A 25,749-nucleotide genomic window follows, 5' to 3' on the forward strand; every position below is an offset into this window, starting at 1 on the left:
CTTATAAAAATATTAGTCTAGAAAGAAAGGCCTATCAAAACAAACAAAATTTAAATCACCTGAATAATAGAGAACAATTTGATTTTATTTCTTATTTTAATTAAAAACTACTGTTTTATTTTTAAACACCAACACCTTTCGTTTTGTGTGTAATTTAAGTGCTCTTGATAATACTATTTTCTCTAAATCTCTTCCTTTTAAAATAAAATCTTTAATTGAATGCGTATGTGAAATACGAGTAATATCCTGCTCAATAATTGGACCTTCATCTAAATCTTCAGTAACATAATGACTTGTTGCTCCAATAATTTTCACCCCACGTTTAAATGCTGAATGATATGGTTTTGCTCCCGGAAAAGCAGGTAAAAAAGAATGATGAATGTTTATAATCTGGTTTGGATATTCTTCAATTAATTTTGGAGAAATAATTTGCATATAACGTGCTAAAACAATAAAATCAATATTATGTTCTTTTAATAATTTTAATTGCGCTTCTTCAGCTTCATTTTTAGTTTCCCTAGTTACTTTTATACAATAATAAGGGATGTTGAAATTTTTTGCAATATGCTCCAAATCTGGATGATTGCTAATAATTAAAGGAATTTCCACCTCTAATTCATTAGCACTATACCTACTTAAAATATCATATAAACAGTGCTCATATTTTGAAACAAATACAGCCATTTTAGGCTTTAAATCTGAATCGTGTAAACGCCAAGTCATTTCAAATCTATCACCAATAACTTCACTAAAAACATTTTTAAAAACACGTAATGAAAACGATTCCTTTGAAAATTCACATTCCAATCGCATAAAAAACATATTATCTTCCCTATCAACATGTTGATCTATATATACAATATTACCATTTTGCTGATGTATAAAATTGGTAACAGAAGCAATTATACCTTTACTGTCTTTACAATTTATTAGAATTGTTATTCTTTTCATTACTAAAAATTTAAACGCCAAAATTATATAAAAAAGTCGCAGCTTGTACCGCAATTAAAATTGTTATCTATTTAATAATATTTGACTTCTATTTTTAAAAAATTCATAAATTGCACTCAAAATAAGAGTATATTTTACGAAATGAAAAAAATAGCGCCATACAAACCAATTAATAAAGTTAGAATTGTAACCGCAGCATCACTTTTTGATGGACACGATGCGGCAATAAATATCATGCGTAGAATTATTCAGGCTACTGGTGTTGAAGTAATTCATTTAGGTCATGACAGAAGTGTTGAAGAAGTTGTAAACTGTGCAATACAAGAAGATGCAAATGCAATAGCAATCACCTCTTATCAAGGTGGACATATGGAGTATTTTAAATATATGTTCGACTTATTGAAAGAAAAAGGTGCGTCACATATTAAACTATTTGGTGGCGGTGGCGGTGTAATTCTTCCTTCAGAAATTGAAAATTTAATGAATTATGGAATTACTCGTATTTATTCTCCCGATGACGGTAGAAGTATGGGCTTACAAGGAATGATAAATGATATGATTGAAAAATCTGATTTTCCAACAGGGGAAATTATTGATTTTGATATTACAGATTTAATAAAAAAAGACTCCTTACAATTAGCAAAGGCTATTTCTGCAGCTGAAAACTTTTCAGAAAAACATATTGAATTTATAAATGAAATAAGGGAACAAGCCAATAAATCTACAATTCCAGTTCTTGGTATTACTGGTACTGGAGGTTCTGGAAAATCATCTACTGTAGATGAATTGGTAAGAAGGTCTTTAATTGATTTTCCAGAAAAAACAATTGCAATAGTTTCTGTTGATCCTTCAAAACGCAAAACTGGTGGTGCTTTATTAGGTGATAGAATTAGAATGAATTCAATAAAAAATGAACGTGTTTATATGCGCTCTTTGGCTACCAGACAATCAAATTTAGCATTGTCAAAACATGTTAGTGATGCAGTTGCTGTTTTAAAAGTTGCAGGTTTTGATTTGGTTATTTTAGAAACTTCAGGAATTGGACAAAGTGATACTGAAATTTTAGACCATTCCGATGTTTCATTATATGTAATGACTCCAGAATATGGAGCTGCAACTCAGTTAGAAAAAATTGATATGATTGATTTTGCAGATGTTATTGCCTTAAATAAATTTGATAAAAGAGGCTCTTTAGACGCCTTACGTGACGTTAAAAAACAATACCAACGCAATCATAATTTATGGGAAAACGATCTAGAATCAATGCCTGTTTACGGTACAATTGCTTCACAATTTAACGACCCTGGAACCAATGAATTATACACAGTTCTTATTGAAAAGTTAAATAAAAAAACAGCAAATAATTTTAAAAGCACATTTATAATTGCTGATAAATTAAGTGAAAAGCAATTTATTATTCCACCAAACAGAACACGTTATTTATCGGAAATAACAGAAAACAACAGGTCTTATACAAAAGCAAGTTTTCAACAAAAAGAAGTTGCTCAAAAATTATATGGAATTTATAAAACCATTGAATCTGTATCAACTGTGAAACTGAGTCTGTCGAAGTTTGGAATAGAGGAAGAGAGTCTTCGACAAGCTCAGACTGACAATAATATCAACTTTTTAAAATTATTAATTTCAGAATTTGACCGGGTAAAAACGGATTTAAATCCACACAATTGGAACATCATTTTAAACTGGGAAACAAAAAAACAATCGTACAAAAATGAATTGTATTCCTATAAAGTACGAGATAAAGTTATAAATATTAAAACGCATAGCGAATCACTTTCTCATATTAAAATTCCAAAAATAGCCCTACCAAAATATGAAGCTTGGGGAGATTTGCTATTATGGAGTTTAGAAGAAAATGTTCCTGGAGAATTCCCATATACATCTGGGCTTTTTCCCTTCAAAAGAACAGGTGAAGATCCAACTAGGATGTTTGCAGGTGAAGGAGGTCCAGAACGCACCAACAGACGTTTTCATTATGTAAGTTTAGGCTTACCCGCAAAACGTTTGTCAACTGCTTTCGATTCGGTTACTTTATATGGAAATGATCCTGATATTCGTCCAGATATTTATGGTAAAATAGGAAATGCAGGTGTTTCTATTTGTTGTTTAGACGATGCAAAAAAACTATATTCAGGTTTTGATTTAACAAATCCTATGACATCTGTTTCAATGACAATTAATGGTCCAGCACCAATGATGCTTGGTTATTTTATGAATGCAGCCATTGATCAGGAATGTGAAAAATACATTATTGAAAATGATTTAACAGCCGAAATTGAAGCGAAAATTGCTTCAATTTACAAGAAAAAAGGTGTTGAACGTCCAAAATACCAAGGAGAACTTCCTGAAGGAAATAATGGTTTAGGCTTGCTACTTTTGGGTGTAACCGGTGATGAAGTTTTACCTTCAACAGTTTATCAAAATATTAAAAATAAAACTATTGCTAAAGTCCGTGGAACAGTACAAGCCGATATTTTAAAAGAAGATCAGGCCCAAAATACATGTATTTTTTCAACTGAATTTGCGTTACGTTTAATGGGTGATGTTCAGGAATATTTTATTACAAATAATGTACGAAATTTTTACTCAGTTTCAATTTCTGGGTATCATATTGCTGAAGCTGGTGCAAATCCAATTTCACAATTAGCGTTTACTTTAGCTAATGGTTTTACTTACGTGGAATACTATTTATCTAGAGGAATGGACATTAACAAATTTGGTCCAAACTTATCATTTTTCTTTTCAAACGGAGTAGATCCAGAATATGCAGTAATTGGACGCGTTGCTCGTAAAATTTGGGCAAAGGCACTAAAAAACAAGTACGGTGCAAACCCAAGAGCACAAATGTTAAAATATCATATTCAAACATCTGGTAGAAGTTTACATGCCCAAGAAATAGACTTTAATGATATAAGAACAACCTTGCAAGCCTTGTATGCTATTTACGATAATTGCAACAGTTTACACACCAATGCTTATGATGAAGCCATAACAACGCCAACCGAAGAAAGTGTTAGAAGAGCAATGGCTATTCAACTAATTATTAATAAAGAATTAGGATTAACCAAAAATGAAAATCCAATTCAGGGATCATTTATTATTGAAGAGTTAACAGATTTGGTTGAGGAAGCAATTTATGTTGAATTTGACAGGATTACCGAGCGTGGAGGCGTTTTAGGTGCCATGGAAACTATGTACCAACGTAGTAAAATTCAAGAAGAAAGCTTGTATTACGAAACCTTAAAACACAATGGTGATTTCCCAATTATTGGTGTAAATACATTTTTAAGCAGTAAAGGATCTCCTACAATTTTACCACAAGAAGTAATTAGAGCAACTGAAGAAGAAAAACAATATCAAATAACTGTTGTTGAAAATTTAAATAAAGGTAATTCTGAAAAAGTTGAAAAACAACTTGATTTATTAAAGCAAAAAGCCATTAATAATGAAAACATTTTTGAGCAATTAATGGAAGCTTGTAAAATTTGTTCAATTGGTCAAATTACGGAAGCTTTATTTGAAGTTGGCGGACAATATAGAAGGAATATGTAAATTTTAAGCAACTACAAACTCATTATAATAAAAAAAACTCCAAACTTTCGTTTGGAGTTTTTTATACACTTTTTTTAATTTTTATTTTTTTGGATGCACCAAATTCATTTCGTCAATTAGGTTTTGTGCACCTGCATATTTATCAATAATAAATAACACATAACGAATATCTACCATAATACTTCTAACAATATCTGCGTCAAAATATAAATCACTCATAGTTCCTTCCCAAGTTGTATCAAAAGCTAAACCTATCATATTTCCATAAGCATCAACAACCGGACTTCCAGAGTTACCACCGGTCATATGGTTAGTTGATAAAATATTTACAGGCATTTTGCCATCTTCACCATACTGTCCATAATCTTTAGCTTTATATAAATCTTGTAATTTTTGTGGTACATCAAACTCGTAATCACCTGGCACATATTTTTCCATTACACCTTTTAAATAAGTTTGAGTTGTATAATAAACTCCATCTTTTGGTTCATATCCCTGTACCATTCCGTAATTTACTCTTAACGTACTATTAGCATCTGGAAAAAAGCGTTTTTCTGGAAAAACTTCCATTAAAGCTGTCATATATTCTTTTTGAACAGCTTCAATTTGTAAATTTAACTCTTGAAATTTCGGTTCAATTTTAGTGTAAAAAACAGTGTGTAATTCTTTACCAAATTTATATGCACTGTCTTCATTTAACTTTTTTATTACCTCTTCTGCAGACCCACTCAATAATTCCGTTGCATTTTCTAATGAAGTTAATTTAGAAGTTGCATAAACTTCATTAGTTAAATTGGTAAAATCTGCATTTACCATATTAGAAGGCAAAAACTCTTTTGGAGATTTATTAGCATATAATTTAATCAATTTTTCAAAAACGGGCTTATCAACTTCAGCGCTGTAGTTCTTAAATTTACCTTCAAAACTATTTAAAACAGCATCTCTTCTATTTTCAAAAGAAGCTTCTCCACCTCTTAAAAAAGCCTGTTCTAATTGATAAGCACTAAAAGTAATATTTAGCAGCTCAACATTCCTATAAGCAACTTCAACCCAATAATCACGAGCTAATGCAACACTTTCAATTTCTTTGTATAATGTTTCAAAATCAGATAATAAGGTTTTATAACCTACTAAATCTTTTTCTTCAACTATTTTAGAAAATTCAGCTTCAAGTTCACGTTTCTTTTCAATAGCATTTGTTTGATGAATTCCTTGACTTTCACCAATCCATTTTTTCCAATAATTAGCAATAGAGGCAAATTTAGAAGCATATTGTATTTTAATTGCAGGGTCTTTACGCATATAAGTATCTACAATTTTTAAGGCATTGTCTCTTATTTCAATTTTTGCAGGATTCAATACATTTACAATTTGATCTACACCAACTGCAGGTAAATACTCATTTGTACGTCCTGGAAAACCAAACACCAATGTAAAATCATTCTCTTCAACACCATCTAAAGATATCGGTAAATAGTGAGCAGGTTTGTAAGGTTTATTGTCTTTTGAATAGGCTGCTGGTCTGTTATTTTCATCCGCATAAATTCTAAACATAGAAAAATCTCCAGTATGGCGTGGCCACATCCAGTTATCAGTATCTGCACCAAATTTTCCGATTGATGTTGGAGGTGCACCCACCAAACGAACATCTGTAAATTTTTCAGTTACAAATAATAAATATTGATTTCCTTTAAAAAAAGATCTTATATAAGAATCTTGCCACTCCTCTTTTTGAGCCCCTTTATTAACTTTTAGAATATTTTGATTGATTAATTTCATTTTTGAAGCCTCATCCATATCGTCAGACACACCTTCAAAAACTTGTTGTGTAACATCATCAATTCTTTTAATAAAAGTAGCGCTCAAACTTTCATTTGGTAATTCTTCATCATAACTCATTGCCCAAAAACCATCTTTTAAATAATCATGTTCAACCGATGAGTGTGACTGAATTACTCCATAACCACAATGGTGATTTGTTAATAACAATCCGTTTGGTGAAATAATTTCTGAAGTACAACCTCCACCAAAATGCGCAATTGCATCTTTTAAACTTGAATTGTTCACATCATAAATATCATTTACAGACATTTTCATTCCTAATTGTGCCATTTCCTGAGCATTCATTCCTTCTAATAATGAAGGAATCCACATTCCTCCCTGAATATCTCTTGTATCTTGTATAACTGTAGTTTCAACTTTTTGAACTATCTGTGTTGTTTCTTGTACCGTTTTACAAGAAATTGTTAAAAGTGCTATTAATAAATAGAGTTTTATATATTTCATGGTTTTATTGTTTATTTTCTATAATTATTGTTTTGGGTGTACTAAAGTCATTTCTTCAATTAATCTTTTTGCTCCTGCATATTTATCAACTATAAATAATACATAGCGAATATCAACCATTATATTTCTGCAAATATCTGGATCATAATTCATATCACTCATTGTTCCTTCCCATACTCTATCGAAATTAAGACCTATTAAATTACCATAAGCATCAATTGCCGGGCTACCTGAATTTCCTCCAGTTGTATGGTTTGTACCTATAAAACAAACTGGCATTTTACCATTTTCTGCATACTGACCATAATCTTTTGCCTTGTATAAATCTTGCAATTTTTGAGGCACATCAAATTCATAATCACCAGGAACATATTTTTCCATAACACCTTTTAAATAGGTTGTTGTGTTATAATAAATACCATCTTTAGGCTCGTAACCTCTAACTTGTCCGTAAGTAACACGAAGTGTGCTATTTGCATCAGGAAAGAAACGTTTATTAGGAAAAACTTCCATTAATGCTTTCATATATTTTTTTTGAACTGCTGCTAATTCCATATTTAATTGTTGAAATTTAGGCTCAATTTTGTTATAAAAAATAGTGTGAAATTCTTTACCAAACTCGTAAGCTTTATCCTCGTTCAACTTTTTAATTACTTCTTCGGCAGAACCCGTTAACATTTCTTGCGCTTCTTCTAAAGTTGTTAATTTAGAATTTGAATAAATCTCATTTGCTAACTCCTTAAAATTAACACCTTGCAAATTACTTGGTGAATAATTTTTAGGAGATTTTTGAGCATACAAAGCAACCAATTTTTCAAATACAGGTTTATCAACTTCGGCGCTGTAGTTTTTAAATTTGCTTTCGTAACTATTTAAAACAGCTTCTCTTCTACCTTCAAAAGCTTCCTCACCACCTCTTAAATAAGCTTGTTCTAATTGGTAGGCACTAAATGTAATATTTAACAATTCAACATTTCTGTAAGCGACTTCAACCCAATAATCACGTGCTAACGACACACTTTCAATTTCTTTGTATAATGTTTCAAAATCAGCTAATAATGTTGAATAACCAACCAAATCTTTCTCTGCTACTATATTAGAAAATTCAGTTTCTAAATCTCTTTTCTTTTGAATAGCATTCGACTTTTCAATCCCTTGATTTTCGCCAATCCATTTTTTCCAATAATTAGCAATTGAAGCAAATTTAGATGCATATTTAATTTTTATTGCAGGATCTTTACGCATATAAGTGTCTACAATTTTAAGAGCATTTTCTCTAACTTCAATTTTTGCCGGATTTAATACATTTACAATCTGATCTACTCCAACAGCTGGTAAATACTCATTTGTACGTCCTGGAAAACCAAAAACCAATGTAAAATCTTTTTCAGCAACACCGTCTAATGAAATTGGTAAATAATGATTTGGTTTATATGGAACATTTTCTTTTGAATAATCTGCTGGTTTGTTATTTGCATCTGCATAAATTCTAAACATTGAGAAATCTCCAGTATGGCGTGGCCACATCCAATTATCCGTGTCTGCACCAAACTTACCAATTGCCGAAGGTGGCGCACCAACCAATCTAACATCAGTGTACTTTTCTGTAACAAACAATATATATTGGTTTCCATCATAAAAGGACTTTATATTTGAATCTTGCCAGGTTTCTTTTTGAGCAGCTTTGTTTACTTTTAATATATTTTGATTGATTAGCTTCATTTTAGAAGCTTCATCCATTTCATTTGTAACTCCTTCAAAAACTTCAGAAGTTACATCGTCAATTCTTTTAATAAAAGTTACAGACATGTTTGGGTTTGCTAATTCTTCTTCGTAACTCATAGCCCAAAAACCATCTTTTAAATAATCGTGATCTACAGATGAATGCGATTGAATTGCTCCGTAACCACAATGGTGATTTGTTAACAACAATCCGTTTGGAGAAATTATTTCTGAAGTACAACCTCCATTAAAATGTACAATTGCATCTTTTAAACTTGAATTATTTACATCGTAAATATCCTTGGCAGTTAGTTTGCTTCCTAACTGTTGCATTTCTGTTTCATTTACTCCTTCCAACAAAGAAGGAAGCCACATTCCGCCTTGTATTTCACGTGTATCAACCACGCTTGGGGTTTCAATTTTTACTGTTTCAGTAGTTTCCTGAACCGTTTTACACGAAACGATTATTAAGGCTAATAATAAATAAAGTTTTATATATTTCATTTAAATAATTTTTTAACAAACAAAGATAAGATTCCTGTTGTATTATTTTTATGAAAAATATCATAAAAAGGGTTAAATTAGCCGAAATTCAAAATTTATATATGGATAACACACCCTTTTTTACACAAGACACAATTAGCTTCGGAATTTTAATGCTAACACTTGGTTTCGTTTTTTATACTTCATCAAGTGAAAACAAGCGTTGGAAAAAGTTTTATAAATACGTACCTGCATTACTTATGGCTTATTTATTACCTGCCATATTTACTTCTGCTGGAATTATTGCGCCAGAATGGGAAACAGTTAATGAAATTGGAGAAGTAACAAAACATAGTTCACAATTATATTATGTAGCCAGCAGGTTTTTATTACCAGCTGCTTTAATTTTAATGACATTAAGTATTGACTTGAAAGCTGTGTTTAATTTAGGTCCAAAAGCATTAATAATGTTTTTAACCGGCACTGTAGGAATTGTAATTGGGGGTCCAATTGCTATTATGCTAATTTCAGCTATTTCACCAGAAACTGTTGGTGGTGCTGGCCCAGATGCTGTTTGGAGAGGATTAGCTACCTTGGCAGGAAGTTGGATTGGTGGTGGAGCAAACCAAGCTGCAATGTTGGAAATTTACGAATACAACCCCAAGAAATACGGTGGAATGGTTTTAGTTGATATTGTAGTTGCTAATATTTGGATGGCAATTGTGTTAATTGGAATTGGAAAATCGAAAAAAATTGATAAATGGCTAAAATCTGACACTTCTGCTATTGAAAAATTAAAAGAAAAAGTTTCAACCTATTCTTCAAAAATTTCAAGAAACCCTTCTTTATCCGATTTAATAATAATTTTATCAATTGCATTTACAATTGTTGGTTTTTCTCATTTTGGTGCAAATGAAATTTCAAATTTTCTTTCATCTAATTTTGAAGCAGTTAGCGATAAAAGTTCTGCACTTTCTTCATTTGGATCTCAATTTTTTTGGATGATAAGTATTGCAACCATAATAGGTATAATTGCTTCTTTTACAAAACTAAAAACTTATGAAGGAGCGGGTGCAAGTAAAATAGGAAGTGTATTTATTTACATTTTAGTAGCAACCATTGGTATGAAAATGGATTTGAGTAAAATCTTAGAAAATCCAGGACTAATTTTAATTGGAATTGTTTGGATGACAATTCACGTAATTTTATTAGTTTCTGTTGCCAAACTTATTAAAGCTCCTTACTTTTTTCTTGCTGTTGGAAGCCAGGCTAACGTTGGTGGTGCTGCATCTGCGCCAGTTGTTGCTGCAGCGTTTCACCCTTCATTAGCAACTGTTGGTGTTTTGTTAGCTGTTTTTGGCTATGTGGTTGGAACATACGGTGCTATGCTTACTGCTGAATTAATGCGAATAGTTGCTCCTTAAATTTTATATTATTTAAAATAAAAATTAGATATTTGTCTGCCAAAACTTAATAAAATGAAAAAAATATTTAACAGTTTACTAATAATTACACTTTTAATTTCTTGTGGTAAAAGTAAAACTGGAAGCATGGTTGTAAATGGAAACATTGATGGCTTAAAAAAAGGAACTGTTTATTTGCAAAAATATAAAGATACTTTATTGGTTTCTGTTGATTCTGTTCAGTTAAATGGACTTAGTTCTTTTATTTTAGTTGACGAACTGGAAAGTCCTGAAATTTATTTTATTACGCTTGATAAAAAAGCAGATGAACGTATCACATTTTTTGGAGAAAAAGGAGAAATAACTGTAAATTCTAAACTTGAAAAATTTTCAACCTCTGCGAAAATTACAGGTTCAAAAAACCAGGAAAAGCTAGAAGAATATAATGATATGTACAGACAGTTTAATGGAAAACAGTTAGATTTTTTAAAGGAAAAATTTGAAGCTTCAAAAATTAATGATACTGCAGAACTTTCAAATATTGAAAAAAAAGAAGCTAATTTAATAAAACGCAAATATTACTTTACCACTAATTTTGCAATACAAAATGCGGATAAAGAAGTTGCTCCTTACATTGCATTAACAGAATTATATAATGCTAATATTAAATTATTGGATACTGTTAATAATTCATTAACCGACAATATTAAAGCTTCAAAATATGGAGTTGAATTAGAAAATTTTATTGAAAAAATTAAAAAAAACAACTAATTATTTAAACCTTTTACAAATTTAAAGCAACTCTATGGAGTTGCTTTTTCATTTTTACACTAAGCTTGTAACATTTTAATTATAAATGCTACTAATAATTGAAACCAACTCAAACTTGTGAATAAAGAACTTGAACATAAATTTATTTCTGAATTTCAAGAACATCAGAAAATAATTCATAAAGTATGTAGAATTTATACAAACAATCAGGAAGCGCACAACGATTTGTTTCAAGAAATTACAATTCAGCTTTGGAAAGCATACCCAAAGTTTAGAGGCGATTCCAAACTTAGTACTTGGATGTATAGAATTGGGTTAAATACTGCAATTACTTTATACAGAAAATCTAAACGAACTATAAAAACGCAGGATTTTGACACTGTTTTACATAGAATTAAATCTACTGATTATGACAATACAGAAGAAGAGCAACTAAAATTGATGTATAAAGCAATACATCAGTTATCAGATATTGACAAAGGTTTAATCTTTTTGTATTTAGAAGATAAAAACTATAAAGAAATATCCGAAACATTAGGTATTTCAGAAGTGAATGCACGCGTGAAGATGAATAGAATAAAGACGCGCTTAAAAACAATATTAAATCCGTAAACTATGGATGAATTAGATTTATTAAAAAAAGACTGGAAAAAGCAAGATGCTAGTTATCCGGAATTATCTTATAACGAGATATATAAATTAATACATAAAAAATCCTCTTCAATTGTAAAATGGATTTTTATAATATGTATTGTTGAACTTTTATTTTGGAGTGGTTTAAATTTATTAGTTCCTGAAAAATATTTGGAAATATATGATAAGTTTAATTTAAGAACTTTTTTATATGTTACGCAAGTAATACATTACTCTATTGTATTCATCTTTATTTATTTGTTTTATAAAAATTACAAAGCAATATCAGTTACTGAAACAACCAATTTATTAATGCAAAAAATAATTAAAACCCGTAAAACAGTTAACTATTACGTGTATTATAATATTGCGTTATATGTTTTATTATCAGTTATTGTAAATTTCATTATGTTTTCAAATCCTGAGACAATGATTGAAGCCCTTAACCCAAATAATAAAATTAATGTTTCTGGAGCTAAGTTTTTAAATATTATGCTAATAGCACAAATAATTGCATTAGTAGTTATTATTGGACTTTTATGGATTTATTACAGAATTATTTATGGAATTTTATTAAAACGTTTAAATAGAAATTACAAAGAATTGGAAACCTTAGAGTTTTAGGTGAAACTATATAAAACAAAAGATTCCTGTTAAAACAGGAATCTTTTGTTTTATTAAAAAATTTCTTATTTCTATTGCAAGCCTAATGCATCAATCCTTTGTTCAAAAATAACATCAACAGGTATATTAGCTTTACTCAATTTATCTAAATCACTTTGTAAATCTTCAGAAATAACACCTTTTTCAGTAACTAATTTAGCAACACCTTCATAATCTCCATTACCCTGTAAAGTCAAAATAAGATTCGACAAATCTTTCATTGCACCTTCCATTTTATCATAATTTACTTTATAAGTGCCATCTTCATTTTTAGTAAAAGCACCTTTTTCTTTAAAGAAATTAAAACGAATCATATTTGCTTTACCATGTGCACTAGAAGCACCAAAACGAACTGACCTAAAAATACTAGTCATAAAGGTGGTCATATAATCTTTCATATCACCATCTATTTCACCTTTTTTATGTAATTGTTGTACCATATACAACCCTAAAATATCGGCTTTTCCTTCTTCAAGAGCAGAAGCCAATTCTTTTAATGAATTTCTTACAGTGCCTTTATTATTTATAGTATTTTTTATTCCTAAACCGTGTGCAACTTCATGAAACATTGTATTTGCAAAAAATGCATCAAAAGTTATGTGTTTTCGCTGACTTTCATCAATTAAACTTTCTGAAATTGGCACTAAAATTTTATCAAACTTTGCACGCATTGCATTTTTTAACTGCAACCTTCTAGATCCATTTTTTAATTGAACTTCTTCATCATTTGGCAAGTTAATGGCTATAGTTTTACTTCCCGAGTTACAGTCACCTGCATAATAAACTACATCATACGCATTTAGTTCAGAATCTGTTCCCGGAGTCTCTTTCTTATAAGCCTCATCTACTGGTAAACCCACTTGTAATTCAGGTAAAAATTGTGCAAACTTCTCTAATTTTTTACTCCAAACCATATCCTTAATCAGCACATAACCTTCGTGTGATGCCTTATTACCAAACAACTGATCTTCATATGTTTCAATTGGACCAATAACAACATCTAACCTATTGGTTTTCATATCCATCCAAGCAAAATCACTCTGTTGGTATTTATCATCTAAGAATGCTTGTGAGCGTAATTCTAAATATTTTTTCAACCCTGTATCTTCAGCTAATTTAGATGCTTCTAACAATAAATCTGAAACTTCTTTTACCTGACTTTCAAATTGCTGATGGTACCAAACTGTTTTTAAAGTTCCATCCTCATTTCGTTTAACAAAAGTGTATAAACTTGATTTATTTTCATCATCAAAGCTTTCAAATTCTTCTTTAGTCATATCAGCAGGGTAGTAATTAGCTCCAGCTGGCTTTCCTCCAATTCCATCAACAAAAGGTGCATTTCCTGCTAATCTATCCCAAGGACCATAATTTATTTCAACAAATTTTTTGGTATCCTCATCTGTTATTGAAGCCATTAAAGATTCTCTATCTCCATAAGCTTCATACCAAAATAATTCATTCATTTTGTCTGCTGCTTTAATTAATATCGGCAACATTTTTCTTTCATTTTCTGTTAAAACACTTACATCTGATGTTAGCTTAAATGGTACATATTTATTTAAATTTTTACTCATATCAACCAAATTTTCTTCAACTGTAATTTGTTTTGTAGGCTTACGTGCTTCCTTATCTTCCTTACAAGAAAACAAAACTGTTAAAACCATTAATACTATTATTTTTTTCATGTTTATATATTATTGAATTTAATTTATAAAATTACAAAAAAATTAAGGATAAATGACGTTATAAAATAGCATCAAGAGTGAAAAAACATATTTCCTTTTGCTTCTTTAATTAAGTTTTTTTCATCCAGAGATAATTCTACCGGAGAAATATAACCGTCGTTTGATTCAGGTGATCTAGCATCCCCAAAATAAGTATTCACTTTTATTTTTAGTATATTTTGGTCTATACCCTTTGCCCCTGTAAAAGCTGCAATTTTAGAAATAATTTCTATAGGTTTTTCAACTATATCATTAAACGCAATTTTTAGCAATTTATCTGATTCAGGCAATTGCATAACAGTATTGTATGATTCCAAGTATGCTTGAAGAAACATTTTAGCTTCATCAAAACTATTAATCATTTGAATTCCTTTAGCTGATTTTATACAGGCTTCTATATCTCGATAAATATAAATTACCTTACTATCCGGCAAACAACCTCTGAATACATTTATATTTCCTCCGGTCCATCCTGGTTGCTTAACACCCCATACATTTCTGTTTTCTTTTTTTGCATATTCCTGAAAAAATTGAATATGTGAAAGAAAAGCCTTCTCCATAGATTCGAGGTAATCATCAACATTTGGTAACAGATCAGGAATCCACTGATTTAAATGACCGTTTAACATCGACTGGAGCAATGCATCCCTTTGATTTTTATCAATTGAAAGAAACAACTTTCTATGAGTTAATTGGTTGACTAAGAAAAAAATATCATTTGCAGCATTTTCACCGTAAATTAATGAGTTTGAAGCAGAATTTAATAATCTAACTAATAGTGTTGTACCCGAACGCTGACAAGGTGAAGTTATTAAGACAGGTGATATTTTATCCATAATGTAAAATGAAATAATTTACTCACAATATAAGAGGAATTATCTGTTTAACAAATCCAAATAAATATTTTAGCTTTATTAATTTGTATATATTCACAACCACAATATTTTTTATATTGCTACAACTAATTTAACAATTGAATTTATAGAATGATTATTTCTCATACTTTAAAAATAATTTTTATCCATGTTCAAAGAACAGGAGGTTCAACAATTATAAATCTGCTAAAAAATCAATTGGGTAATAATATTGAAATTTTATCACAACACGGAAACGCAAGAACTTCAGAAACTTACTTATTAGAAGAATATAAAGATTATTATACTTTTGGATTTACAAGAAATCCTTGGGAGAGAATTTTATCTTGGTATTCATTAATTCATAAAAACGATAAAAAAAGTCTAGCACAGGAAAGAAAAAGGTTTGAAATATTTATTGAATCTGATTATGCATCAGATTTTACCACTCAACAATTTCATTATAATACACTAGATTATTTTTCTAATAAAAAAGGAATATTAAAAGTAGATGAAATATTACGTTATGAAAATTTCGAAAATGAGATTCTAAAACTATTTAATAAACTGAATTTACCCTTAACAGAAATTCCAATAACCAACAATACAAACCTTAAAATATTTCAAGATTTTTACACAAAAAAAAGTAAAAATTTAATTGCCGAGAAATGCAAAAAGGATATTGAGTACTTTAACTATGTTTTTTAAACACATACAAAGAACCAAGCAAAAATTAATTCAATAATAAAACTTATAAAACTCTACATTTAGATTGAGTTTCTCAGCTAAAAAAATACTTAAAACCTATGATTAAAAAGAAAATAATTGCTGATATAAAAAATTTAACTTCCCCGTTAATTAAAAACTCATCCAATGATGATCTGATTAAAAAAAATCTAGATCAAATTCATATTCATTTTAAAAATATTACGGAAATTTCGGGATTCGATTTTAAAATTGAATATTTAGCAGCAATTCCTGCAGCAAAAGGGAAAGCACTTGGATTAAATCATGCGGCTCAATGCTTATTGGACTATAAGAGAACTGTAAAATTCTTAACTGCAATTATTTTAGCAATTCAAGAAAAGCAAAAAACACACCCAGGTGAGTTAATTAATGTGTTTTATGCTGGTTGTGGCCCTTATGCGCCATTTATAACTTTAGTGGCCTCTTTTTTTAAACCTGAAGAAATACAATTTAACTTACTTGAAATTAATAAAACCTCGCTTGAATCTGCTAAAAAATTAATTAACACATTAGAATTATCTGACTATGTTCAAGAATTTTATTTAGCTGATGCAGTAACATTTAAAATTCCTAATCCTGAAAAATTCCATATTCTTATAAGTGAAACATTAGATGCATTATTATATAGAGAATGTTATGTTCCTATATTATATAATCTATTGCCTCAATTCAACAAAAATATCATTTTAATACCTGAAAATGTGCTTATTAATCTGAATTTATTAACGCATTCAGAAAATTCTAAAGAGTTTTCTGAAAATAAAATGAATACTATTCTAAATGTACGAGAAGTTATTTTATCAAAAACGCATAATGGTACAATTCCCTCTCAACTATCAGATAAAAAATTTGATTTAAAGCTATTAGACCTGAATCATACCAAAAAAATTTTGTTAGATACCCAAGTTCAAATTTATAAGGATATTTTTCTTAACAGAAATGAATCATCATTAACAATTCCTTTTGAAATAAAATTAGAAGAAAATTCTGAAAATAATTTTATTGTTTTTACCTATTTTATGCAACCCAATATAGAATTAAGATACAATTTTCAATAATTAATAATTAGCCAAACATCTAAGCCAAAATTAGCTCAAAAATTCAAATACGTTTATTCAAAAGAATACTTAAAAAATTTTTTTTTGTTTAAACTACTACTACAATTTATTTATTTTTTTCCACATTTTATTACAAAAAAATAACCGTTAATATTTTTTATCATTCTTTTTTTATGAAAGTTATGTAACATTTATTACATTTACAATACTAACTAATTAAATCATTTATGAAAATTCACCCTTCCCGAAGGTTGTTTTTGCGCAATACCGCAATAGCAACCACAGGCGTAGCGCTACTTTCTTCAACTACATTTGCAAATACTTTAACTAGTAATAATTGCCCTTTTGATGGTTACAATCCTTATGCAGAAGAAAAGACAGATTTAAGAACTTCGTCATTGTTCGGAAAACATTTACATGTTAAAGGTGAAATTTTTGATACAACTGGCACTCATAAACTTTCTAATGCAACAGTTGAAGTTTGGCATTTATCTCCTAATTCAACAAAATATAAGCATAGAGCAAAATTAAAAACCAATACTTTTGGTGAATACCATTTTATAACGGATTTTCCGAATAAAGAAATTGGCAAGGGTTCAAGAATATACTTTAAAGTTTCTTATAAAAGCGCTACTTATTTCACAGAATTATTAGTAAATGATTTTGGAGCATATATAACAAGCAAGCATTGGGAAGAAAATAATCAATTAAATAGTAAGTTATTCCCAATAAAGAATTCCAATATTAATAACTCTGTTATAACATTTAATATATCTATTTAACTTAAAAAAAACACTATGTCATCACCATTACTAGGATCAGTTATTATGTTTGCAGGAAATTTTGCACCACGAGGGTGGGCATTTTGCGACGGACAATTATTAGCTATTAGCCAAAATACTGCACTTTTCTCAATATTAGGTACTACCTATGGAGGAGATGGAAGAACAACTTTTGCATTACCAGATTTAAGAGGTAGAGCACCTATTGGATCGAGAACTGGCCCTGGGTTATCACCTATCAATTTAGGGCAAAAATCTGGAACTGAAACTAATACTTTAAATACTACGCAATTACCAAGTCACACCCATATAGCGCAAGGAACAACAAAAGTATCTAATGCTGATGGAACAACAAATAACCCTGATGGTAAGGTTTTGGCTGTTGGAAAAGCAGTTGCAGACAGGACAACTAGTTATAATGCAAATATTTATGGCGATACAGCTAATGCAAACATGGCTTCTAATAATGTTACTGTTACTGTTGGAAGTACAGGTGGAAATTTACCCATAAATAATAGACCTCCTTTTTTAGCAGTTAATTATATTATTGCTCTGCAAGGAATTTTCCCATCTAGAAACTAATTTACAAACTCTTAAATTTTATACCATGTCAACACCATTAATGGGAACAATTCAAATTTTCGCAGGAAACTTTCCTCCTAGAGGATGGGCATTTTGCGATGGACAATTATTAGCAATTTCTGGTAATAGTGCCCTATTTTCAATCTTAGGCACCACTTATGGAGGAGATGGAAGAACAACTTTTGCATTACCCGATTTAAGAGGTAGAGAACTTATAGGTCCAAGACGAGGTCCTGGATTATCTGATTTTAGATTAGGACAAAGATCAGGAACAGAAACTAATACTTTAAATAATACGCAATTACCAAGTCATACTCATATAGCGCAAGGAACAACAAAAGTATCTAATACTGAGGGAACAACAAATAACCCCGATGGAAAGGTTTTAACTGTTGGAAAAGCAGTTGTTGATAGGACAACTAGTTATAATGCAAATATTTATGGCGATACAGCTAATACAAACATGGCAACAAATAATGTTGCTGTTACAGTTAGCAATACAGGTGGAAATTTACCAATAAATAATAGATCACCTTATTTAGCAGTTAATTATATAATTGCGATGGTAGGAATTTTCCCTTCAAGAAATTAAAATAAAAAATCTGGAATTTTAATTCTAGACTTTTTATTAATGTTATAAAATGACTATTTACACTTGTTTCTTTATAGAAAATTAAACTTGTGAATTTTTTTAAAAAGAATTGTTATTGTTTTAATCCCCCTATTTTCACAATAAATATTTATAATCAAACCAAATTATTATGAAAAACATTACTCATAGCGCATATTTTACTCATTTAATTTTTTTTTGTGAAAAGTTCTATTTTAATAGGATTAAAAAACTAACAAAGAAACCTATTAAAACATTAATTATACTCTCATTATTATTTGGCTTTAACTTACAGGCTCAAACAACCATAGATTTTGAAGGATTAGGTTATACAGATAATCAACAATTTGGAACATCAACCAATATAAGTATTTTTACGTTTGCAATTAATGCTTCTGGACCAGGTGACGATATCACATTCGATGATGGCACTGTTGTCGGAACAGGAACAGGATCTCTTTATGACGATAATATTGATATTGGGGGAATAACTAAATGGACTATTTCAAGAACTGATGGAAATGAATTTAAATTGGAGAGTATTGTAATTCTAGATTCTGGAATTGGTGCTTCTTCTAGCGGTACAATTAAAGCTTTTAAGAATAGTCTTCAAGTTGGTGCTACGGTTAATATTAACTTTGATGGTATTCAAAATTTAACAGCAAACACCGACTTCGAAAATATTGACGAAATTCAGATAGAAGCTGCAGATATTAATTTTTTTATTGATGATTTAGTATATAGCTCAGCAGTTGGAACCGTAATTGCTCCAACCGTATTAAGCACTGCAGCAACATTGGTAGGGTCAAATGATGCGACATTAAATGGAAATGTAATTGCAGACGGAGGAGCTACTATAACTGATAGAGGGTTTGTTTATGCGCTTACTTCAACTGATGCTACTCCAACTAGAGCAGAAGCAAATGGTACTACAATTATTGATGTTCCAGAAGGAGGAGTTACAACTGGAGTATTTAATCAAGCTATTTCTAGCTTAGTTTCTTCTAGTGAATATAGCTATATAGCTTATGCAACTAATAGTGTTGGTACTACTGAAAGTTCAGTACAAACCTTTACTACTGGTGTATCAATAGGAACAGGGCAAGCTATAATAGATTTTAACTCACTGGGGTATTTGGATAACGAACAGCTAACAACATCAACATCTGTAAGTATTTTTACTTTTGAAATTGACTCTTCAGGACCAGGTGATGACATCACATACGATAATGGTTCTGGTGCAGGAGGTACAGGATCAGGAGCCCTTTTTGATGATAATTTAGATGTAGGAGGCATAACCAAATGGACTATTTCAACTACAAATGGTGATAATTTTAAATTTGTAAGTATTTTAATTCAGGATGCTGGAGTTGGCGGATCAACTAGCGGCACAATTAAAGCATTTAAAAGTGGTGTTCAGGTTGGTTCTACAGTAAATATTAATTTCAATGGCAATCAAAATTTATCATCCAATTTAGATTTCCAAAATATTGATGAGATTCAAATAGAAGCTACAGATATTAATTTTTACATTGATGATTTAGTATATGAAATCCCAATGTTTACAGCTCCCGCCGATTTATGTCTTGATGCAGGTAACCAAGCAGGCTTAGGAGGTGGTGTTCCATCAGGTGGCGTTTATTCGGGTCCTGGTGTTACCGACGGTGGAAATGGAACAACCTATAGTTTTGATCCAGCCACAGCTGGAGTTGGAACACATACAATTACATATACTACAAGTGTTGGGGCAGCCAGTGACGATATAGAAGTATTTGCATTACCTATTGTAACTTTTACTGCCCTTGCAGATTTATGTTTAAATTCAGGTGTTCAAACAGGCCTTGGTGGAGGATCCGCTACTGGTGGTATTTATTCTGGAGCTGGTGTTACAGATAATGGAAATGGATTAACTTATAGTTTTGATCCTGTAGCAGCTGGTATTGGAACACACACAATAACTTATACATTTACAGATACTAATAGCTGCACAAACAGTGCTTCTGATACTGTTGAGGTGTTTGCATCACCTGTTGTAACTTTTACTGCTCTCGCAGATTTATGTATTGATGCTGGAACACAAACTGGCCTTGGTGGTGGAACTGTAACTGGTGGAGTATACAGCGGAGCTGGAGTAACAGACGATGGTAATGGATTAACTTATAGTTTTAATCCTGCAGCTGCAGGTGTTGGAACACATACAATAACTTATACTTTTACCGATGGAAACAGTTGTACAAATTCAGCTTCTGATAATGTTGAAGTATTTGCTTTGCCTACCGTTACATTTACTGCCTTAGCAGATCTTTGTGTTGATGCAGGAGTTCAAGCTGGTTTAGGTGGTGGAACTGCAACTGGTGGAGTATATTCAGGTACTGGAGTTACTGATGATGGCAACGGAATGACATATAGTTTTGATCCTGCAGCTGCAGGTGTTGGAACACATACAATAACTTATACTTTTACCGATGGAAACAGTTGTACAAATTCAGCTTCTGATAATGTTGAAGTATTTGCTTTGCCTACCGTTACATTTACAGCCTTAGCAGATCTTTGTGTTGATGCAGGAGTTCAAGCTGGTTTAGGTGGTGGAACTGCAACTGGTGGAGTATATTCAGGTGCTGGAGTTACTGATGATGGAAATGGAATGACTTATAGTTTTGACCCTGCCACAGCAGGTATTGGAATACATACAATAACTTATACATATACTAATAGTAATGGCTGTACAAATAGCGCATCTGATGATGTTGAAGTGTTTGCATTACCAACTGTTACTTTTACTGCACCAGCACCCGATGTATGCATTGAAGATGCTGTTGTAACAGGTTTGGGTGGTGGAATGCCAGTTGGTGGTGTTTATAACGGTACAGGAGTTACAGATGATGGAAATGGGACTACTTTTAGTTTTGACCCTACAGCGGCTGCTCCAACAGGAGGAAATATTACGGTAACCTATACTTTTTCTGATACCAATGGATGTACAAATAATGCAAATGATACTATTTTTGTAGATCCTGTTTGTTGTGAACTTATTGTAGATTGTGTAAATATTGTAGATACTCCATTATCTTGTAGAGCAGATTTACCTCCAGTAGATTTTGATTTACCAATTATAACTGATTCTTGTGGAGAAGTAACGCAATCAGCTTTAACAATTATCCCAGGAAATTCAGGATGTCCTGGAGATCCAGTAATAATTTCTAGAACATACTTTCTTAGAGATAAAAATGGAAATACAGCAGAGTGTAAACAAACCTTTACTGTTGAGAGTACAAATAACCCAACAGTTACACCTGCTTCAACTACGTATTCAGAAAACTTAGATGCTAACTGCGAATTCATAATACCAAATTATGCAGCCTTAGCAACTTCAACAGCTGATTGTGGAAATGCTACAATAACTCAAAGTCCTGTTGCGGGTACTGTTATAAGTGGTGTAATGGATACTACTATTACATTAACAGCTACAGATTTTTGTGGAAGAACTGCTATGGCTGATATTATACTTACAACCGTGGATGCAACACTTCCAACAGTAATTACAAAAAACATTACTGTTCAATTGAACACATCAGGAAATGCTAATATAAATGCAGCTGCTATTGACGATGGCTCAACTGATAATTGTGGTATTGCTTCATATGCCGTGAGTCCAAATGCTTTTACCTGTGCCAATATTGGAGAAAACACAGTTATTTTAACAATAACAGATATAAATGGGAATAGTAATTCTGAAGAAGCAATCGTTACTGTTGAAGACAACATACCACCAACAGTTCTTATTAATGATATAACGGTACAGTTAGATGCTGATGGAACTGCAACAATTACTGCAGAACAAATAGACAATGGGTCTTTTGATAATTGTGGCATCAAACTTATCAGTTTATTCCCTGTAAGTCAAAGTTTTGATTGTTCAAATATTGGTGAAAATCAGGTGAAATTTTTAGTTATTGACACTAGTAATAACGTTTCTGCTGCTTTTGCAACGGTTACTGTTGAAGATGTTATTGCACCAACTGTAATTACTCAAGATATTACGGTACAATTAGATTCAGATGGACTCGCAAGTATCACACCTGAGCAAATAGACAACGGTTCAACAGATAATTGTAGCATTGAAAGTTTAGTCTTGGATATTTCAACATTTGATTGTACTGCTGTTGGAGAAAACACGGTTACTTTAACTGTAACTGACGTGGATGGAAATAGTACAAGTGCAGATGCAGTGGTTACCGTTGAAGATTCCATTGCTCCAACTGTAATTACTCAAAATATTACAGTTGAATTAGACGCTAACGGAACTGCTTCAATAACTGCAGAAGATATAGATAATGGCTCTTCTGATAACTGTGAAATTGAATCTATCGAATTAGACATAACAACTTTTGATTGTACTAACGTTGGTGAAAATACAGTTACATTAACAGTAACAGATGTAAATGAAAATACTGCTTCTGGAAATGCAATAGTAACCGTTGAAGACACCATTGCTCCAACAGTAATTACTCAAGATATTACAGTTGAATTAGACGCAAACGGAACTGCTTCAATAACTACAGAAGATATTGACAACGGTTCAACTGATAATTGCAGCATTGAAAGTATAACGTTGGATATAACAACTTTTGATTGTACTGCTATTGGAGAAAATACAGTTATCTTAACAGTAACGGATGTAAATGGCAACACAGCTTCTGGAAATGCAACGGTTACTGTTGAAGATGCAACAGCTCCAACAGTAATTACGCAAAATATTACAGTTGAATTAGATGCTAATGGAACTGCTTCAATAACTACAGAAAACATTGACAATGGATCTTCTGACAATTGTGATATTGAATCGTTAGAATTAGACATAACAACTTTTGATTGTTCAACTATTGGAGAAAATACAGTTATATTAACAGTAACAGATGTAAATGGCAACACAGCTTCTGGAAATGCAATTGTAACTATTGAAGAAACTACTGCTCCAACTGTAAGCTGTGCAGCACCATTCACTTTACAATTGGATGAAACAGGAAGCGCAACAATTACTGTCGAGGATATTAATAATGGAAGTTCAGATAATTGTGGAATTGAATCTATGAGTATTGATGTTACTTCTTTTGATTGTTCTAATATTGGTGAAAACTCAGTTACTTTAACAGTAACGGATACAAGTGGAAATACAAGTACCTGCACAACTATAGTAACTATAGCAGAAACTACTGCTCCAATAGTAATTACACAGAATATAAGTGTAGAGTTAGATAGTAATGGAAATGCAACCATTAGTCCCGAAGATATAGATGATGGCAGTTTTGATGCCTGTGGAATTGCTTCTATGAGTTTAGATCAAACTACATTTAATTGTCCAACTTTAGATGCGCATACCGTAACCCTAACTGTTATTGATAATAATGGTAATACTGCTTCTGAAATAGCACTCGTAACTTTCACTTCAGATGATATGGATAGTGATGGTATTGCTGATATGTGTGATGATGATCTAGATGGAGATGGCGTTAACAATAACCTCGATAATTGTCCTACAGTTGCAAATACTAACCAAGCAGATTTAGACAGAAACGGAATTGGAGATGTTTGTGATCAAGGGGAATTAGAAATCCCTAAAGGGTTCTCCCCAAATGGAGATGGAACAAATGATGAGTTTATCATTGCCGGACTTCATAAATACCCGAATAACAGTATTCAAATCTATAACCGTTATGGAAATATGGTGTATGAATCCAACAATTATCAAAATTATTGGGATGGTGTTTCTTCTGGTAAAACCAGAAAATTACCTGCAGCACCTTACTTTTACGTGCTAAGCGTAAACGGAGGTAGCAAAATAGTTAAAGGATGGGTTTATATCAATTATTAAGAAAAAAATCATATGAAAAATATAGTTAAAAATATCGTATTTGTAATTGCCTTATGTACTACAATACAAAGTTTTGGACAACAAGATCCATTATATACACAATACTATAATAACTTTAGCTTAATCAATCCTGCCTACTCCGGTAGTCACGGATTGTTTACAGCTACGGCAAACATAAGAAGTCAGTGGGCTGGTGAAGCTGGTGGTCCTGAAACACAGACACTTTCGTTACACGGACCAACTGGTAAAAATGTTGGCTTAGGTTTATCTATAGTAAATGATGAAGTTTATGTGCTTAGTGAAACCCATGTATATGCAGATTTTTCATATTCAATTTATCCTACTGAAAATTCAACACTGGCTTTTGGTTTAAAAGCCGGAGGTAGTTTTTTAAATGTGGATTTACTAAAATTAGGAATTGAAAACGATAATTTATTCAGTGAAAACCTAAACGAATTTAATCCAAATATTGGGGCTGGTGCTTTTTATTATACAGATCGGTTTTATGCAAGTTTATCAACTGTAAATATTTTACAAACAAAACATTACAATAAAAACAATGCAGTTGTATCAAGTGCTACTGATGAAATGATTTTTTATCTATCATCGGGGTATGTATTTGATTTAGGAGAATCTTTTAAACTAAGACCTTCTTTTATGTTAAGAGGTGTTAATGGGAGTCCGTTATCAACAGATATTTCTGCAAGTATTTTATGGTTAGATAAATTAGAGTTTGGAATCTCACATAGAATTGATGAATCAATCTCTGGCCTTTTCCAACTAAGATTAACAGACAACCTAAAAATAGGCTATACCTACGATGCCATAACTTCGGAACTTTCTAATTACAATAATGGTTCACACGAATTTAGCATTATCTTAAATTTAGGAAAAGAATCTTCAAACAGAAAACCCCCTTTTTATTGGATGAAAAGTAAAAATTCTGAGGAGATTCAAAAAATTGAAGAACAAGACATCGAAAATTAAATTCTATATAAACTAAAAAGAGTCTCAAACAGAGGCTCTTTTTAGTTT

Annotated in this window: 17 protein-coding genes; 12 read left to right on the top strand and 5 right to left on the bottom strand. The window is 31.2% G+C overall.

Translation table 11 applies throughout. From position 1 onward, the window contains the following. Positions 1–96: 96 nt before the first annotated feature. Positions 97–951, bottom strand: a complete 855-nt coding sequence (gene purU, locus BX611_RS09755; RefSeq protein WP_115880703.1) for a formyltetrahydrofolate deformylase — start codon at positions 949–951, stop codon at positions 97–99. Between the two features lie 141 nt (positions 952–1,092). Here purU and BX611_RS09760 point away from each other — a divergent pair, with 141 nt between their 5' ends. Then, on the top strand, positions 1,093–4,524 hold the full coding sequence (locus BX611_RS09760; RefSeq protein WP_115880705.1) for a methylmalonyl-CoA mutase family protein: 3,432 nt from the start codon (positions 1,093–1,095) through the stop codon (positions 4,522–4,524). Between the two features lie 81 nt (positions 4,525–4,605). On the opposite strand, the gene BX611_RS09765 is transcribed toward BX611_RS09760, so the two are convergent. Beyond that, positions 4,606–6,810 (bottom strand): S46 family peptidase, encoded by a 2,205-nt coding sequence (locus BX611_RS09765; RefSeq protein WP_115880707.1) that lies wholly within the window; start codon positions 6,808–6,810, stop codon positions 4,606–4,608. A gap of 24 nt (positions 6,811–6,834) precedes the next feature. After that, positions 6,835–9,036: a S46 family peptidase gene (locus BX611_RS09770; protein ID WP_115880709.1), complete on the bottom strand. Its 2,202-nt coding sequence runs from the start codon at positions 9,034–9,036 to the stop codon at positions 6,835–6,837. A 101-nt stretch (positions 9,037–9,137) separates the two neighbouring features. Here BX611_RS09770 and BX611_RS09775 point away from each other — a divergent pair, with 101 nt between their 5' ends. The 4 genes from BX611_RS09775 (at position 9,138) to BX611_RS09790 (ending at position 12,446) form a co-directional block, all read left to right on the top strand. Continuing rightward, on the top strand, positions 9,138–10,439 hold the full coding sequence (locus BX611_RS09775) for a DUF819 family protein (protein WP_115881920.1): 1,302 nt from the start codon (positions 9,138–9,140) through the stop codon (positions 10,437–10,439). A 54-nt stretch (positions 10,440–10,493) separates the two neighbouring features. Beyond that, positions 10,494–11,189, top strand: coding sequence for a DUF4369 domain-containing protein (locus tag BX611_RS09780; protein ID WP_115880711.1), 696 nt, complete (start codon positions 10,494–10,496; stop codon positions 11,187–11,189). A 117-nt stretch (positions 11,190–11,306) separates the two neighbouring features. Then, positions 11,307–11,801, top strand: coding sequence for an RNA polymerase sigma factor (locus BX611_RS09785; RefSeq protein WP_115880713.1), 495 nt, complete (start codon positions 11,307–11,309; stop codon positions 11,799–11,801). Between the two features lie 3 nt (positions 11,802–11,804). Then, positions 11,805–12,446, top strand: a complete 642-nt coding sequence (locus tag BX611_RS09790; protein WP_115880715.1) for a hypothetical protein — start codon at positions 11,805–11,807, stop codon at positions 12,444–12,446. A 71-nt stretch (positions 12,447–12,517) separates the two neighbouring features. Here BX611_RS09790 and BX611_RS09795 read toward each other — a convergent pair whose 3' ends face one another. Both BX611_RS09795 and BX611_RS09800 read right to left on the bottom strand, forming a co-directional pair. Then, positions 12,518–14,170, bottom strand: coding sequence for a dipeptidyl-peptidase 3 family protein (locus BX611_RS09795; protein WP_115880717.1), 1,653 nt, complete (start codon positions 14,168–14,170; stop codon positions 12,518–12,520). A gap of 71 nt (positions 14,171–14,241) precedes the next feature. Continuing rightward, positions 14,242–15,045, bottom strand: coding sequence for a sulfotransferase (locus BX611_RS09800; RefSeq protein ID WP_115880719.1), 804 nt, complete (start codon positions 15,043–15,045; stop codon positions 14,242–14,244). Between the two features lie 150 nt (positions 15,046–15,195). Between BX611_RS09800 and BX611_RS09805 the strand changes: the two genes are divergently transcribed. The 7 genes from BX611_RS09805 (at position 15,196) to BX611_RS09835 (ending at position 25,701) form a co-directional block, all read left to right on the top strand. After that, entirely contained in the window at positions 15,196–15,771 is a 576-nt protein-coding gene (locus tag BX611_RS09805) for a sulfotransferase family 2 domain-containing protein (RefSeq protein ID WP_115880721.1), read from the top strand. 98 nt (positions 15,772–15,869) lie between these two features. Next, the gene (locus BX611_RS09810; protein WP_115880723.1) at positions 15,870–16,868 is read left to right on the top strand and encodes an SAM-dependent methyltransferase; all 999 of its coding nucleotides are present in this window, start codon (positions 15,870–15,872) and stop codon (positions 16,866–16,868) included. A gap of 227 nt (positions 16,869–17,095) precedes the next feature. Beyond that, complete coding sequence (locus BX611_RS09815; protein WP_115880725.1) at positions 17,096–17,650, top strand: peptidase associated/transthyretin-like domain-containing protein; 555 nt, start codon at positions 17,096–17,098, stop codon at positions 17,648–17,650. A 15-nt stretch (positions 17,651–17,665) separates the two neighbouring features. Then, on the top strand, positions 17,666–18,232 hold the full coding sequence (locus tag BX611_RS09820; protein WP_115880727.1) for a phage tail protein: 567 nt from the start codon (positions 17,666–17,668) through the stop codon (positions 18,230–18,232). Between the two features lie 25 nt (positions 18,233–18,257). Then, positions 18,258–18,824 carry a phage tail protein gene (locus BX611_RS09825; RefSeq protein WP_115880729.1) on the top strand — a complete coding sequence of 189 codons (567 nt, stop codon included), beginning with the start codon at positions 18,258–18,260 and terminating at the stop codon, positions 18,822–18,824. Positions 18,825–18,993: 169 nt separating this feature from the next. Then, entirely contained in the window at positions 18,994–24,714 is a 5,721-nt protein-coding gene (locus BX611_RS09830; RefSeq protein WP_115880731.1) for a gliding motility-associated C-terminal domain-containing protein, read from the top strand. Positions 24,715–24,726: 12 nt separating this feature from the next. Further along, on the top strand, positions 24,727–25,701 hold the full coding sequence (locus BX611_RS09835; RefSeq protein ID WP_115880733.1) for a PorP/SprF family type IX secretion system membrane protein: 975 nt from the start codon (positions 24,727–24,729) through the stop codon (positions 25,699–25,701). Positions 25,702–25,749: the final 48 nt, after the last annotated feature.

The organism is Lutibacter oceani (assembly GCF_003384935.1).
In the GTDB taxonomy this organism is placed as follows: Bacteria; Bacteroidota; Bacteroidia; order Flavobacteriales; family Flavobacteriaceae; genus Lutibacter; species Lutibacter oceani.

Excerpts from the sequence above, each read along its gene's own strand:
- purU (WP_115880703.1), bottom strand. The coding sequence starts at position 951 with ATGAAAAGAATAACAATTCTAATAAATTGTAAAGACAGTAAAGGTATA.
- BX611_RS09760 (WP_115880705.1), top strand. The coding sequence starts at position 1,093 with ATGAAAAAAATAGCGCCATACAAACCAATTAATAAAGTTAGAATTGTA.
- BX611_RS09765 (WP_115880707.1), bottom strand. The coding sequence starts at position 6,810 with ATGAAATATATAAAACTCTATTTATTAATAGCACTTTTAACAATTTCT.
- BX611_RS09770 (WP_115880709.1), bottom strand. The coding sequence starts at position 9,036 with ATGAAATATATAAAACTTTATTTATTATTAGCCTTAATAATCGTTTCG.
- BX611_RS09775 (WP_115881920.1), top strand. The coding sequence starts at position 9,138 with ATGGATAACACACCCTTTTTTACACAAGACACAATTAGCTTCGGAATT.
- BX611_RS09780 (WP_115880711.1), top strand. The coding sequence starts at position 10,494 with ATGAAAAAAATATTTAACAGTTTACTAATAATTACACTTTTAATTTCT.
- BX611_RS09790 (WP_115880715.1), top strand. The coding sequence starts at position 11,805 with ATGGATGAATTAGATTTATTAAAAAAAGACTGGAAAAAGCAAGATGCT.
- BX611_RS09795 (WP_115880717.1), bottom strand. The coding sequence starts at position 14,170 with ATGAAAAAAATAATAGTATTAATGGTTTTAACAGTTTTGTTTTCTTGT.
- BX611_RS09800 (WP_115880719.1), bottom strand. The coding sequence starts at position 15,045 with ATGGATAAAATATCACCTGTCTTAATAACTTCACCTTGTCAGCGTTCG.
- BX611_RS09805 (WP_115880721.1), top strand. The coding sequence starts at position 15,196 with ATGATTATTTCTCATACTTTAAAAATAATTTTTATCCATGTTCAAAGA.
- BX611_RS09810 (WP_115880723.1), top strand. The coding sequence starts at position 15,870 with ATGATTAAAAAGAAAATAATTGCTGATATAAAAAATTTAACTTCCCCG.
- BX611_RS09815 (WP_115880725.1), top strand. The coding sequence starts at position 17,096 with ATGAAAATTCACCCTTCCCGAAGGTTGTTTTTGCGCAATACCGCAATA.
- BX611_RS09820 (WP_115880727.1), top strand. The coding sequence starts at position 17,666 with ATGTCATCACCATTACTAGGATCAGTTATTATGTTTGCAGGAAATTTT.
- BX611_RS09825 (WP_115880729.1), top strand. The coding sequence starts at position 18,258 with ATGTCAACACCATTAATGGGAACAATTCAAATTTTCGCAGGAAACTTT.
- BX611_RS09830 (WP_115880731.1), top strand. The coding sequence starts at position 18,994 with ATGAAAAACATTACTCATAGCGCATATTTTACTCATTTAATTTTTTTT.
- BX611_RS09835 (WP_115880733.1), top strand. The coding sequence starts at position 24,727 with ATGAAAAATATAGTTAAAAATATCGTATTTGTAATTGCCTTATGTACT.